Genomic DNA, 13,946 nt, shown 5'->3' with positions numbered 1-13,946 from the left:
AGGGCCGGGTTACTGCGTACCGAATGAAAACACACACGTTGCTTAGCCCGCCGTCAGCTCTGGTGCGCAGGCTAATGCAACCCATCGACTGCGGGTGGGCACGCTGAAAGAAAGCGACTCAAACCGTTTCTACCTCCGCCACGGTTTTCAGCTCGTTGAAAGCGGCGAGTTCGATAACTACTACGTCCGCCCCAACGCCTGATGAGTCGCTGACGGGGTGTGATCAACCTGCCGTGGCGGCCTTTTCGGCGGCACGGGCGGCAAGCATCGCGGCTTCCGATTCCTTGGTGTGCAGCTCACCTTTGTAAGCCAGTTGGTTGAAGAACATACCGTCTATCTGCTCCTTGGACGGCGTCGATCCCTTGGGGATAAACAATGCGCCCAGATCCAGCGAATTGGCGAAGTTCTCCTTGGTCAGGTTGTACCGCCCCAGATAACTGCCGCTCCGGGGCGAGTCGGCATCGACCAGGTCGATAGCCGTCTCCCGATAAGTGGCGGCTGCCGCTTTCAAGCCACTGGATGCATTCAACAGCGAGTTCAGCTGCTCCGTGTCCGCTTGGCTTAATTCACCGGAACTGTTGGTCGCTTTCAAATTGCCGTCCGCCTCAATCGTGAAGCCGAACTTCTTGCTCGCAAGATCCGGATACACCGACGCCAGTGTCGATTTGAATGATTCATACGACGTCTTCAACGCCTCTGTCGAGTTACTGTGTTGCGCCGCCATCTTCGGAAAGTCAGGCGACTGCGAGCGACCGATCCAGGTTTCGATCACGACCACAGGTTCAGTCGTCGCAGGGGCTTCTGTGCTCGGGTGATAAACGACTGCGGGCGTATTGGCGGCGGCGTTCTTCAGCGCTTCTTTCTGCGCGTCGGTAAGCGGCTGCGGAGTGAGTGTCACGCCAGAATGGGGAAGAGTGACAGTTGGAGAGGTGTTATTGCCGGGTGTGAGTGAGATAACCATTTCATCGATCCATGATTGCGGGGTGTAGGCAGGATATCGACGGGGTTTGGGGGAGCTTTAGTAACGGCTGCTCAGGCCAATCCATTCAAGATGTTTCGAGTAAACGACTAACGAGCGATACTGATGCTCTATCTGACCAGATCGGGAGTGACGATACGAAGTGCTATTCAGTCTGGCCAGAAAGGGATTAGCCCGCGCTTGGACACGAAAAAAAGCCCTTGGGGCTCGTCAGGCGATAGAGAGAAGGGCATCTTGTAAGTGGCATAAAAGAAGCGGCAATGGCAGTCGTCAACCACTATGGCCAGACGGCGAAAAGACCAGGCAATCAACACATAACCTTACGAGGGGTAACCATGCAGTTGACCAACGAAACCATGGCCAAACACGCCTTTCTGAAAGGCATGTATCAGGACGAGTATTTCCCTGACGCCGTTGTAAAAATGTGCGAAGACGTGCTGGTCAATCTGGGTCACGAAATCGAGCAGCAAAAGCCTTCCGGCCTGACCGCACTGTATGCCCTGACCCACAAGGCGACAGAGCAAATCAACGACCTGGAGGAAGTGTTTGAAGAAAACGGCAGCGAAATCGAGACCTTCGCCCGCGAAACCATTGGTGAGGACTTCATACGAATAGCAGACGCTTATGGTTTCCCCGATGCAGACATCGAGGAGCTGATCGCTCCGCGTGAGTGGTGATCAACGTTCTTGACGCCCCGAGACACTGATTTTCAGCAGCGCAAACTCAGCCTTCTACTACGCACGAGCCCTCGTTAATGAAGCACGTCAGGCTAATTCGTCACGGTGAAAGTGCCGCCAATGCAGGCCAACCCAGCGTGGATCACGCAACTATCCCTCTCACGCTGAAGGGTGTCGAGCAAGCGCAGTCAGTGGCCCGGTCATTCACGCATGCTCCGGCCTTGATCGTCGCCTCGCCGTTCTCACGAGCGCAGGCAACGGCGATGGCCACCGTATCTACCTTTCCTGCCACCCCATTTGAAACCTGGCCCATTCAGGAATTCACCTACCTCGAACCCGCACGGTGTACCAACACCACCGTTGCGCAGAGACGGGGTTGGGTCGAAGCCTATTGGGCGAGGTCAGACCCGGCGTTTACGGAAGGCGCAGGCGCTGAGTCTTTTCTGGAATTTATTGCCAGGGCTCAGTCTTTACTGGTTCGACTTGCAGAGCACCCTGCCCAATACATCGCAGTGTTTTCGCACGGGCAGTTCATCAATGCCGTCGCCTGGCTGATAGAGCGCACGCCGCAGCGCATTGATGGGCGAGCAATGGCCGACTGGCGTGAGTATGAAATCACGAACCCTGTGCCCAATGGCTGTGGCTATGTGCTTTCCAGGCACCCAGACGATGCCGGCTGGAGAGTGAGATAAGCCGGTCAGACGGCCTGTATGTTGTGATCCGCCCCATTGGCCTCCTCACTCACCTTTCATGGTTGGACTGCCGCCGCCAGCTTCGACGCCTCGGCCAGCGCCGCAGTGAAATTAGCCTCCGCCGTCGCCGGATCTGCGAGCGTCGCTTCCGACAGCACCGCGTCGATGGTCGGGATACCCACCATCCGTGCCCAGGTTTTGAGGTAGGCGACTTGATGGTCATAGGCTTCGGTGGGGAAATCTTCCCCAAGTGCTACCCCGCGAGAGGCGAACACCACCACGTTCTTGCCCTTGAGCAGGCCGCGCATGCCTTGGGCATCAAACTCGAACAGCACGCCGCGCTGCGAGACTGAGTCAATCAAATGCTTGAGGCGGTAGGGAACACCGAAATTCCACATCGGCACACTGAACAGGATGACGTCGGCTCGGTGGAAACGCTCGCCCAGCGCGTGGATCTGCTTCCATACCGCCTGCTGCTCGTCGCTCATTTGCACACCTTGGAGGTCGGCGTATTTGGCCTCCAGAGCAGGGCCGTCGAAGGGCAACAGATCAATCGTCCACACGTCCAGAACATCCACGGTGGATTCAGGATGAAGCGAGGTCAGCGTCTCAAGGTAGCGCGAGGCCAGTTTCAGCGAAACGGAGCGCTCTCCACGAGGAGAGCTGGCGATATGAAGAATATGCATCGAGTTGATTCCTGTTGGGTGCACCCGGGGGAGTTACTCAATTTAGTCTACTCGCTGAAGGCCAGTGTTCCGTACGGCGGGTGGCTTGAGAGGATTAGATTGCAGTATTGGCCTTAACGTACTGTCAAGCGTCTCTATGCCAGGAGAATTGTTCACCAAGGCTTCTGGGTGGCAAAGGCCTGGTCTAGCAAATGTGGATGATTACCGTCCTTGGCTTTTAGGTACTGTTGAATCGATAGCTGAGCAGTGTTCATGGTTGTTCGTCGCTTTCCTGATTCTCCAGATAACGACAGATTTAGGGGTGGAGTTTTATCGTTATTTTGAGTTCACAGTGACATCTACCGTTTTCTGCGGGCAGCACGCGGCAATCGGGTTATTAGCCCGTTGCGCGTATAGCCTGCAAAAAGAAGCGTTTAAATCAATTAACGGTTTTGATACGGCCGATCAAAGAGCCCGCTTCAAAGTAAGTACCCGCTGGTTGGGTAATATTAACGTCGCCAGCACAAGGGGCCAGAATCGAAGTTTCCATTTTCATCGCTTCTACCACGGCGATAACTTGCCCGGCGCTGACCGACTCGCCGTCTTCGACGACCCAGGTATGCAGGTTGCCCGCCACCGGTGTCAGTACCGCCTGAGGATCAACCGCTTCGCTTGGGGCCGCGCTTTCGCTGGCAGGGCCTGCTGCGTTCAGGCTCATGCCGCGCAACAATGCTGCGGGCAGACCCAGTTCGTGGCGCTTGCCGTCGATTTCGACGAAGGTGCGCAGTACTTCTGGGTTCCCCGACTGGGCGTTGCGTGGGGCGATGGTGATCTGTTCGGCGAAGTCGGTCTCGATCCAGCGGGTGTGCACGCCGAATCGGTCAGCGCTGGTGAAGTCGACATGGTCCATCACGGCCCGGTGGAACGGCAGCACTGAGGCGATGCCTTCGATGTTGAATTCCGCCAGGGCGCGACGGGCGCGGGTTATCGCCTGCTCACGAGTTGCACCGGTGACAATCAGCTTGGCCATCATCGAATCGAAGGTGCTCGGCACGCTGGAACCGCTGACCACGCCGCTGTCCAGGCGCACGCCGGGGCCAGAGGGCGGCAGGAATTCTGTGATTTGCCCGGGGGTGGGCAAAAAGCCCTTGCCTGCGTCTTCGGCGTTGATGCGAAATTCAAAGCTGTGGCCGCGTGGCGTCGGGGTTTCGCTGAACGACAACGGCAGGCCGTCGGCGATACGCAGTTGCTCGATCACCAGGTCGATGCCGGTGGTTTCTTCTGTCACTGGGTGCTCGACCTGCAAGCGCGTGTTGACCTCAAGGAACGACAGGGTGCCGTCCTGGCTGAGCAGGAACTCCACGGTGCCCGCACCAACGTAGCCCGCTTTGGCGCAGATGTCCTGAGCCGACTGGTGAATGCGCGCACGCTGTTCTTCGCTGATGAACGGTGCTGGCGCTTCTTCCACCAGCTTCTGGTTACGGCGTTGCAGGGAGCAATCGCGTGTGCCCACAACCACGACCTTGCCGTGTTTGTCGGCCAGGATCTGGGCTTCGATGTGGCGTGGGCGGTCGAGGAACTGTTCAACAAAACATTCGCCACGCCCGAAAGCGGCTTCGGCTTCGCGCACGGCGGAAGCGAACATTTCGGCGACTTCATCAAGACGCCAAGCCACTTTCATGCCGCGTCCGCCACCGCCGAAAGCGGCTTTGATGGCGATCGGCAAACCGTGCTGCTCGGCAAAGGCCAGCACTTGGGCGGCGCTTTCGACCGGGCCGGGTGTGCCGGCAACCAATGGCGCGCCGACCAGATGCGCCAGTTTGCGCGCCTCGACCTTGTCGCCCAGCACATCAATGGTTTCCGGGTTGGGGCCGACCCAGATCAGACCGGCGTTGATCACCGCCCGGGCGAAGTCGGCCCGCTCAGACAGAAAGCCATAGCCTGGGTGCACAGCGTCTGCCCCGCTGCGTTTGGCGACAGCTAGCAGCTTTTCGATGTCCAGATAGGTCTCGGCAGGGCGTTGGCCGTTCAGAGAATAAGCTTCGTCGGCCTGGCGCACGTGCAGCGCGTCAATGTCGGCGTCGGCGTAGACGGCAACCGACTGCACACCGTAGTCGCGGCAAGCGCGAGCGATGCGGACGGCGATTTCACCACGGTTGGCGATCAATAATTTTTTCATGAATTGTTCTTCGCATCGGCAGTTGAAAAAGAGGCTTCGGTGCTGGGCTGCATTTCTTCGAACGCCCCCAGCGGGTTGAAGCGAATCTGTGCATTGACCGGTATCTGTCCTGCCAAATCCAGATGGTGGCTGGCCACCGAGGCAATCACCGGATAACCACCGGTCAGTGGATGGTCGGCCAGGAACAGCACCGGTTGGCCGCTGGCTGGAACCTGGATCGCGCCAACAGAAGTGCCTTCGCTGGGCAACTCCTGATGATTACTGCGTTCCAGTGGTGTATCACCGGCCAGACGGATGCCGACCCGGTTGGATTGCGGGGTGACGCGCCACAGCTGGCTGCTCAGACGCTGGATGGCGTTTTCGGTAAACCAGTCGGTGCGCGGCCCCATCACCACATCGAGGGTGACAATGTTGGCGGTGGTCGGCAGCTCAAAGGCTGGCGCTTCGTTCAGGGATACGCTGGTGCCGTTGACCGGCGCGGTAAAGCCCAGTCGGTCGCCAGTTGCCAACGCTTCAGGACCGAGCTGCGCCAGGGTATCGGTGGACAGGCTGCCGAGCACCGGCGTGACGTCGAAACCCCCACGGATGGCCAGATAACTGCGCAAGCCGGCCTTGGGTGAGCCCAGGCTCACGCGGTCGCCCGTTTCCAGCTCGATGGGCTGATAGTTGCTGGCTTGCCATTGCAGGCCGCTGGCGCTGGTGATGGTGACTGGGGTGTGTGCGCCGGTGATGGCGATCACAGCACTGCCATGGCAACTGAAACTCAGGCCTCCAAGTACCGATTCCACGCAGGCCATGTCCGAAGGGTTGCCGACGGTGCGGTTGGCCGAGCGCAGAGCACCCAGGTCCAGCGCGCCGGAGCGGGATACGCCCTGGCCGGTCTGGCCGGGGCGGCCCATGTCCTGCAATACGCTGTGCAGGCCTGGGCTGGTGATCTCCAGATACGTTGCTGTTGTGGCGTCGTTGCGTGCTGGCGCCGAAGGCACTGGCAGGCCATCGGCAGGCAATGGACCGGCGTCGGTGAAGCGTACTTTATAGCCAGGGCGTAGCAGGGCAGGCTCGGCGCGGTTCAGGTCCCACATCTGCAACGGCGTCACGCCGATGATCTGCCACCCACCAGGGCTGGCTTTGGGATAGACACCGCTGAAGTCGCCCGCCAACGCCACCGCACCGGCAGGGATGCGAGTGCGCGGCGTTTGCCGACGAGGCACCTGGAACCCGGCGCCGCCCGTCAGGTACGCGAAGCCCGGCGCGAAACCGCAGAACGCCACGCTGTAGTCATGAGCGGTGTGACGCTGGATGACCTCTGCGCGGCTGATATTCAGCAGCGTTGCGACTTCGTCGAGGTCTTCGCCGTTGTAATGCACCGGGATTTCCACCCGACGGTGTTCGCCCTCACGGCGCTGGCTGAGGTCCTGGCCAGCTATGCGGTTGACCAGCGCCTGACGCTCGATGGTGCTGGGGCGGAACTGGATCAATAGCGTGCGTGCGGCAGGAACGATCTCCTCCACACCCGCAATTGGCTCCGCCGTCAGGGCGTCGAACAAGGCCAGGGTTTCGTCCAGATCTTTCAATTCGACGAGCAGGACGTCCAGGTTGACCGGTAGAAAGCGCACAGAGAACTCCTAGACGTGGTAAGTGCTGTCAGGCACGTCGGTGATGAACATATAGCCGGGCGAATGGGTGATGGCGAAGGGTACACCTGATGCCATGACTGCTGCCTGAGGGGTGACACCGCACGCCCAGAAAACCGGAACTTCGCCAGGCTTGATGCTAACGGCATCGCCGAAATCGGGTCGACTCAGGTCGTTGATACCCAGCCGTCCAGGCTCGCCGATGTGGACTGGAGCGCCGTGCACCGAGGGGTAGCGCCCGGAGATAGCGCTGGCCTCGGCCACGCGATCAGCCGGAATCGGACGCATCGAAACCACCATTTCGCCGTGTAACCGACCGGCAGGACGGCAGGCCCGGTTGGTGCGGTACATCGGCACATTGCAGCCATCGGTGATGTGCCGCACTTCGATGCCCGCCTCTTGCAGCGGGGTTTCAAAGGTAAAGCTGCAACCGATCAGAAACGCGACCATGTCGTCGTGTTCAGCCCAGGCCTGGGTTGCGTCGCTGACTTCTTCCGCCAGCTTGCCATCGCGCCAGATGCGGTACATCGGGATGTCGGTGCGCAGGTCCGAGCCTTCAGCCAGAAGGGTGGTCGGGCTGCCGGCGTCGCTGACATCCAGGATCGGGCACGCTTTGGGATTGCGTTGCGCGTAGAGCAGGAAGTCGTAGGCCCAGTCGCGGGGCAATGCGATCAGGTTGGCTTGGGTCATCCCCGGTGCAACGCCTGCCGTGGGGGTCACCAGACCGTTGCGGTAAGTGCCACGCGCCTCGCGGGCTGCGGCGATGGCGCTCTGACGGGCTCGATCAAAGGCATTCATGAGCGTTTTCCGGCAAAGGGCTGCAAAGATGTACTGGCTTGTTCCAGTACGCGGCGCAGCTCGCGGGCCATCTCTACGGCGGCGGGGCTGTCGCCATGCACACAAATCGAGTCGGCCTCTATCCTGACCAGGCTGCCATCAATGGCTTCGATGGAGCCTGACTGAACCAGACGCAACATGCGCTGGGCCACCAGCTCCGGGTCGTGAAGCACAGCCCCGGGCTCGCGCCGCGAAACCAGAGTGCCTTGTGGCGTATACGCACGATCAGCGAAGGCCTCGGCGATGCACTGCAAACCTTCGCTACGGGCCAGCTCAATCAGGGTGGAGCCCGCCAGAGCGACGAGCACCAGCGCAGGATCAATGGCGCGGATCGCCTCAATCACCGCCATCGCCTGTCTGCGGTCGTGCGCAATGGTGTTGTACAAGGCCCCGTGAGGCTTGACGTAGCGCACCGAGGTGCCAGCAGCCTTGGCCAGGCCTTGCAGCGAACCGATCTGATAAATCACGTCGGCGGTCAGTTCGTCGCTGGCCACGTCCATGTTACGGCGGCCAAAGCCAACCTTGTCCGGGTAGGACACGTGAGCGCCAATCGTGACGTTCTTTGCGGCAGCGGCTTTCAGTGTCCGCAGGATGCCCGCCGGGTCGCCGGCGTGAAAACCACAGGCGACATTGGCGCTGGTTACGATGTCGAGCATCGCGGCATCGTCGCCCATGCTCCAGGCGCCGAAGCTTTCACCCAGGTCGCTATTTAGATCAATCGCACGCATTTGAAATTACCTCTTTGTAATCAGGCATTTTTAATCAGGCTGCGCCAATGAACGCAAAGATGGCACCGGCCGACTTGTAGGCCATGAACCACGACAGCAGGCAGGTCAGAATACCCAGCACCAGCAACCAGCGTGGATAGTGGTAGCCATCCATCAGGTCAGACCGGGCCCAGCCCACGTACATGAAGATGCTCAGGCCCAGCGGCAGGATCAACCCGTTGAAACCGCCAGCAAACACCAGCAACGCTGCCGGTGGCTTACCCAGCACGATATAGACAGCCATGCAGATGACGATGAAAACCACGGTCGCGAGGTTACGAACGCGCTCTGTGATTTTCTTGGAGAACACCGTGATAAAGGACATCGACGTATAAGACGCGCCGATTACACTGCTGATACCCGCCGCCCACAGCACCAGGCCGAACATCATCATGCCGATGTCGCCTGCCGCTGCCTGAAATGCCTGACCAGCAGGGTTTGCGCCCTTGCCAGACACATCGATAACCACTCCGCTTGCCACCACACCCAGAATAGCCAGAAACAATACGTAGCGAGCAATGCCTGTGACCAGGATACCGGTCAGCGCTGCGCGTGATACCGCCTGAAGATTTTCTACACCCACGGTGCCGCGATCAAGCAGACGGTGAGCGCCGGCATAAGTGATGTAACCGCCTACCGTGCCGCCGACGATGGTGGTGATGGAGGCAAAGTCGATGTAGTCAGGCCATACCGACTGACGCAGGGCTTCGCCCAGCGGAGGATGGGTCGCAAAGCATGCGAACACGATCAGGCATATTTTCAGGATGCCCAGCCCCATCATGATCCGGTCCATCGCCACGCCAGCGCGATGAGACGAGAAAATCCCAATGGCAAGCAGCGCACTCAACGCACCACCCCATTTAGGATCAAGACCAGTCAGCGCATTCAAGCCCAGACCTGCACCGGCAATGTTACCCAGCATGAACACCAGCCCACCGCACAGCACCAACACCGTCAGCAAGTAGCCACTGCCCGGAATAGCAGCGTTGGCCAGATCGGCCGCGCGCATTTTAGTCAGCGACACTATGCGCCAGACGTTCAGCTGAACGACGAAGTCAATCAGGATCGAAGCCAGAATGCCGAAAGCAAACGCAGCACCCAATGTTGCCGTGAACGTAGCGGTCTGGGTCAGGAAGCCAGGCCCGATGGCAGACGTGGCCATCATGAAGACAGCGGCGACTAAAGACGCCCGCCGCGCCTTTGTGAACTCTTTTGTGGTCGTTGTCACGGCATCATTCCTACGGTGAGAGGTATCTCGACTGAGCAATGAGCATGCCAAGACTCAAGAATTGCCGCTGTAATGTAGGTTGATAAAGGATTTATTGTTGAACAATTTGTTGTTTATGACTGATGCAAAAGCACCAATTGTTACCTTAAGCGCTTGCGGTGCTACCTAATGAAGCATGTTCCAGGCTTGATCCTTGTGCCACGCACTAGGCTCTGATGGAATAACCCTGCGGTTTTCCTCATCCTGGACCTCTTAATGAACGACGCCTCTCCCACCCTTCCCCGAACACTGGGAGAAACCATCACCCGAGAAATACGCAGAATGCTGGTCGAGGGAGAACTCGTGCCCGGCCAACGCCTTTCAGAAGCCGCACTGGCAGAAAACCTCGCCATTTCGCGCAACACCTTGAGAGAGGCATTTCGGGTTCTGACGCGCGAAGGCCTGCTCAAACACGAACCTAACCGCGGAGTGACGGTTGCAGAACCCGACATGGCCTCGATCATCGACATCTACCGAGTGCGCCGCTTCATCGAGTGCAAGGCCATCGCCCAAGCCTACCCCCAGCACCCAGGCACCCTGCACATGCGTGAGGCTGTCGAATCAGGCGTGCACGCGCGCGAATCGAAAGACTGGGTAGCGGTCGGCACGGCCAACATGATTTTTCACAACTCAATCGTCGAACTGGCAGATAGCCCACGCCTGCTGGTGTTTTACGGGCAGATCTCGGCTGAATTGCGGCTGGCCTTCGGGTTGCTCAACGACCCCCGATTACTGCACTTGCCGTTCCTCGATATGAACGCATCGATACTTCAATGCGTTGAAGAAGGCCGAGCGGGCGACGCGACGATCATGCTGGATGCCTACCTGGTGCAATCTGAGCGAACTGTCCTGGCCGCTTACGAGCGCAGCATGAAACGGTAGTCGCGTTGGTGTGGTGCTGGGGGGGGGCGGTGTCTTTGTTGGAGTCTTCGTTTATGCGGGCATTGGATTTATGGGGGCGTAAAAACGATATTTTGTTGATTGATGATCCAGCTAGGGTGGAACGTAGGTCCTTTTCCTGGATGAGGAATCGTCACGGGTCGGTGCGTTGGCCGCCCACGTCCGGCCTGTGCGAAACGACCTTTGACATTCCCACGCCCAGTGCCTGGAGCACCTTCAGGATGGTGGAGAGCTTGGGGTCGCCACCAGCTGCAATAGATCTGTAAAGGTTGGGTCGGGCCAGGCCTGTGTTCTTTGAGAGGTTTCCCATACCGCCTCTCGCCTCGATCAAGCGACGGATGGCGATAAGAAAAGCGTCTTCGCCACCGTCCTCGTCGATTTCCTCCAGCGCAACAGACAGATATTCGATGGCAAATGCTTCGTCTTCACGAAGCATGTCGAGAACGCTTTCGTCATGGGATCGCGTATGAGTGGTCATTTCTTTTTCACCTTGTGGCATTTCCATAGCGCCTTGGCTTGGTCGATGTCGTTTTGTTGCTTGTCCTTTGAGCCGCCGCCCAAGAGAAAAAGCACCTTTTGACCTTCTATCGCGTAATACACACGAAAGCCGGGACCAAAATCCAGCTTCATCTCAAAGACCCCATCACCTACCGGTTCGGTTATACCGAAGTGGCCAAGCGCCGCTCGGTCGACTCTGGTGGTGATTCGTGCCTTGGATCGGGTGTCTCGAACGGTGTCGAGCCAACCCTGATAGATATCTACCCCATTGGCAGACAGTACGTGTTCCACTTCGTACATAGAAAAATGTACCTTAAAAGAGACATTGTGGTGATTGAATATTCTTATCGATGGCGAGTGTGGTGATCGGAAATGGGTAAAACCGCGCTCCGCGTTGGCGGACGCTACAGAAATTTTCGTTTTTGAGAGAGCGATATAAAGCGGCGAAATGTTGCAGGGTCCATACATAATCTAAAATTTAGGCGCGGTTCAGTTCATTAGCGAAAACACCGAAGTCAGAGCCTCCAAGGAGATGACCCATACCCCAACCGACCACATTTGCCGGCATTGTAACTCCAGTACCTATTTCTCCCTATTGACAGCTTAACGGGGCTCTGATATTTAAAATCAAGGATTCAACAACCCCAGCGATAAAGGAAGTCGACCATGAGTATCAAACCTGGCCCTAAAAGAACGAACGAGGATGGCACTCCGGACAAGCGGCAAAGAGTCACGCCTGAAAAGCAAAAGGAGCATCCAAAGCTGAAGCCCCATAAGCATAAACCGGGGGAGTAGGATTAAAAGGCGGCTCTTAAGCATAATGATGACAGCTGATATGACTCGCAGCCTTTTCGCTCTGCCAGCTTGCCGCCGGATTTTGCCCATTGGCATATTTAACGTTGATGAGCATGCCCTTCCTCCCGTAAGCAAGATTCGGCAATCAAACTAGTCAGTAAGGTAGTCGATTGCCGTATTACCGTCTCAGTATGGGGTGTTGTGATTTATTCGGTACGTGAAGCTAGCGCAAGGTCTAACATACTCACAATCTTTTTGTCCAATTGACATAGTGGAGACTTTTCATGAGTCAGCATCCATTCCATTGGATACTCCCCCATTGGGTAAAGCTCGTCCTCAATCAAAATATTACCCCACCTATTGTATTCGATGTATGGGATATCTATATATTGAGCATCACATTTTTTACCACTCAACGAAAAACGGACTTCGTGCATTAAGCAATCAGATTTTGAAATCTCGAAATATCCCGTTTTGGCAACTTCAATTGCATCCTTCGGGCTAAGACCTATCACTCCTTCAAACTTTAGTCCTTTCCCTGCATAAGATCGACTAAAGTGCTCAAAGCATTCGGCGACGTAATTAGTAATAGCATCATGCTTAGAAATATCGCCATCGAACACGGGGCAGTTATGAAATGAATAAACACTACTGCGCAGCTTTTCCATCAGTTTCTCTACGACTCTGAACCTAGCCTTGGCAAAAAACTCTTTACCCTTTGGATCTTTATCATAGAAAGTTACTTCCACTTGATCTTTAATATCAGATTCATGAATTAGCGATAGAGGTATTCTCAGCTTAAAATTGTGATGACTAACGGCATTGCGCAGACGCGTGACAAGTTTAAGTATTGGCGGATTTTTAACCGCTTCATCCTCAATAATATCAAATTCGCTAAAGTGCCAATCGGATTTGAGCTTGTCACTAATTTTGTTAGGGATTTTATCTGATGCTATTTCTTTTGCGATGCCCAAATTAATACTCATATACGCTGCCAAGGATCCTAGCCCCATTGGGAACTTTAAGTTTCGAATCGCCTGTTTTTCATTTGGGTTATCCGCTCTCCCTCCAACCACCCTCGGATAGTCATCATGCGTATTAATCAGACCAAGGGCATATAAATAATCTCTGTATACACTTAAAAGAGAGCGATGCTGTTGCTCTCGGTCGAAGATTGCTGCTTGAAAATACTCTAGAAATCTTATGGTCGAATGATAGCTAGTCATCAGATCTAACGCTTCACGCTTTGGATCTAATTCATCTTCTTCAAAAAGCGCCTTCAATGACATATTTATGCACCTCAGAAATAATTATTATGTAAATGATGAAAGATCATTCAGATCGCCATAGAACTATCATGAATAGACTTAACCAAATCCAAGCAATCGGTGGCGCAATATCATTATGATATTATAATAGGTATATTTCAACCGTCCGGAAGGTCTACCTTCGGTAAAAGCGACTGGGCAAGACTTGCGACCTTCCAGCTAGGTCGGTATCACTCTGTTTAAGGTCGGTAATCGCACATTGAGATCCTCACCTTAATACTTATCAACCGTACGCTCACTCAATAATTGCGAAAGCAGTTGCTTGAGCAATACAGGGTCATCTGGAAGATCTTCGGGCATGGAAATCATGCCCGGATTATACCTGTCAGGCGACGAATCTTGGAGTTAAAACCTGATGAGGACGGTTGCGCCAGAGATCAAAACCGTCAAGCAACCAGTTCAGTTCCTGAACCGTCAGCGCGATGGCGTCGTCTGTCTCATCGGGAGATGTTTTGAAACGCTCGGACTCCAGGCGCTTGAGCCAAAGGCATAAGCCGTTGCGCTCCCAGTAAAGGATTTTCACCAGGTTACGAGGGCGATTCAGAAAAACAAAAAGCACGGGGTCGAACACGGCGACTTTGATATCTAGCTCGACCAGCGCAGCAAGGCCGTCGATAGATTTTCGGAAATCCACAGGCTTGGGGTAGAGGTACACTTTTTCGACTTTGGCGTCGGGTCGCATCATGAGGTGCTGTCTCCTGAAAAGAATTTAGAGCACAGCATCAAGC

General features: G+C 56.1%; 14 protein-coding genes and 1 pseudogene. 4 read left to right on the top strand and 11 right to left on the bottom strand.

The annotated features are described in order from the left end of the window. Positions 1-64: 64 nt before the first annotated feature. Positions 65-202: pseudogene (locus PSPTO_RS30450) on the top strand (GNAT family N-acetyltransferase); the annotation flags it as partial. A gap of 21 nt (positions 203-223) precedes the next feature. Here PSPTO_RS30450 and PSPTO_RS27850 read toward each other — a convergent pair. Further along, positions 224-961, bottom strand: a complete 738-nt coding sequence (locus PSPTO_RS27850; RefSeq protein WP_011105460.1) for a hypothetical protein — start codon at positions 959-961, stop codon at positions 224-226. Between the two features lie 353 nt (positions 962-1,314). Here PSPTO_RS27850 and PSPTO_RS27845 point away from each other — a divergent pair, with 353 nt between their 5' ends. Both PSPTO_RS27845 and PSPTO_RS27840 read left to right on the top strand, forming a co-directional pair. Then, positions 1,315-1,656, top strand: coding sequence for a DUF5713 family protein (locus PSPTO_RS27845; RefSeq protein WP_011105459.1), 342 nt, complete (start codon positions 1,315-1,317; stop codon positions 1,654-1,656). A gap of 77 nt (positions 1,657-1,733) precedes the next feature. Further along, on the top strand, positions 1,734-2,348 hold the full coding sequence (locus PSPTO_RS27840) for a histidine phosphatase family protein (RefSeq protein ID WP_005769904.1): 615 nt from the start codon (positions 1,734-1,736) through the stop codon (positions 2,346-2,348). 56 nt (positions 2,349-2,404) lie between these two features. Here PSPTO_RS27840 and PSPTO_RS27835 read toward each other — a convergent pair whose 3' ends face one another. The 6 genes from PSPTO_RS27835 to PSPTO_RS27810 form a co-directional block, all read right to left on the bottom strand. Then, the gene (locus PSPTO_RS27835) at positions 2,405-3,034 is read right to left on the bottom strand and encodes an FMN-dependent NADH-azoreductase (protein WP_011105458.1); all 630 of its coding nucleotides are present in this window, start codon (positions 3,032-3,034) and stop codon (positions 2,405-2,407) included. A gap of 418 nt (positions 3,035-3,452) precedes the next feature. Then, positions 3,453-5,192 (bottom strand): acetyl/propionyl/methylcrotonyl-CoA carboxylase subunit alpha, encoded by a 1,740-nt coding sequence (locus tag PSPTO_RS27830; RefSeq protein WP_011105457.1) that lies wholly within the window; start codon positions 5,190-5,192, stop codon positions 3,453-3,455. Further along, entirely contained in the window at positions 5,189-6,808 is a 1,620-nt protein-coding gene (locus tag PSPTO_RS27825; RefSeq protein ID WP_011105456.1) for a 5-oxoprolinase/urea amidolyase family protein, read from the bottom strand. Before PSPTO_RS27825 ends, PSPTO_RS27830 begins: the two co-directional genes overlap by 4 nt. Before the next feature lie 9 nt (positions 6,809-6,817). Further along, a complete protein-coding gene (locus PSPTO_RS27820) occupies positions 6,818-7,624 on the bottom strand; it encodes a putative hydro-lyase (RefSeq protein ID WP_011105455.1) in 807 nt (268 codons plus the stop codon). Then, positions 7,621-8,391 carry a LamB/YcsF family protein gene (locus PSPTO_RS27815; RefSeq protein ID WP_011105454.1) on the bottom strand — a complete coding sequence of 257 codons (771 nt, stop codon included), beginning with the start codon at positions 8,389-8,391 and terminating at the stop codon, positions 7,621-7,623. Before PSPTO_RS27815 ends, PSPTO_RS27820 begins: the two co-directional genes overlap by 4 nt. 34 nt (positions 8,392-8,425) lie before the next feature. Next, positions 8,426-9,658: an NRAMP family divalent metal transporter gene (locus PSPTO_RS27810; protein WP_011105453.1), complete on the bottom strand. Its 1,233-nt coding sequence runs from the start codon at positions 9,656-9,658 to the stop codon at positions 8,426-8,428. A gap of 255 nt (positions 9,659-9,913) precedes the next feature. On the opposite strand from PSPTO_RS27810, the gene PSPTO_RS27805 reads away from it, so the two are divergent. Continuing rightward, positions 9,914-10,579 carry a GntR family transcriptional regulator gene (locus PSPTO_RS27805; RefSeq protein WP_011105452.1) on the top strand — a complete coding sequence of 222 codons (666 nt, stop codon included), beginning with the start codon at positions 9,914-9,916 and terminating at the stop codon, positions 10,577-10,579. A 151-nt stretch (positions 10,580-10,730) separates the two neighbouring features. Here PSPTO_RS27805 and PSPTO_RS27800 read toward each other — a convergent pair whose 3' ends face one another. The 4 genes from PSPTO_RS27800 to tnpB form a co-directional block, all read right to left on the bottom strand. Next, positions 10,731-11,096 carry an addiction module antidote protein gene (locus tag PSPTO_RS27800; protein ID WP_046463685.1) on the bottom strand — a complete coding sequence of 122 codons (366 nt, stop codon included), beginning with the start codon at positions 11,094-11,096 and terminating at the stop codon, positions 10,731-10,733. After that, positions 11,072-11,395 (bottom strand): type II toxin-antitoxin system RelE/ParE family toxin, encoded by a 324-nt coding sequence (locus PSPTO_RS27795; protein WP_011105450.1) that lies wholly within the window; start codon positions 11,393-11,395, stop codon positions 11,072-11,074. The genes PSPTO_RS27800 and PSPTO_RS27795 overlap by 25 nt, the downstream gene beginning before the upstream one ends. Positions 11,396-12,096: 701 nt before the next feature. Further along, on the bottom strand, positions 12,097-13,179 hold the full coding sequence (locus tag PSPTO_RS27790; RefSeq protein WP_011105449.1) for a hypothetical protein: 1,083 nt from the start codon (positions 13,177-13,179) through the stop codon (positions 12,097-12,099). Positions 13,180-13,543: 364 nt separating this feature from the next. Then, entirely contained in the window at positions 13,544-13,903 is a 360-nt protein-coding gene (gene tnpB, locus PSPTO_RS27785; RefSeq protein ID WP_011105448.1) for an IS66 family insertion sequence element accessory protein TnpB, read from the bottom strand. Positions 13,904-13,946: the final 43 nt, after the last annotated feature.

This window comes from Pseudomonas syringae pv. tomato str. DC3000, from assembly GCF_000007805.1.
GTDB lineage: Bacteria > Pseudomonadota > Gammaproteobacteria > Pseudomonadales > Pseudomonadaceae > Aquipseudomonas > Aquipseudomonas avellanae.
The sequence above is the reverse complement of the archived record's forward strand: the minus strand, read 5'-3'. Positions and strand labels throughout refer to the sequence as shown.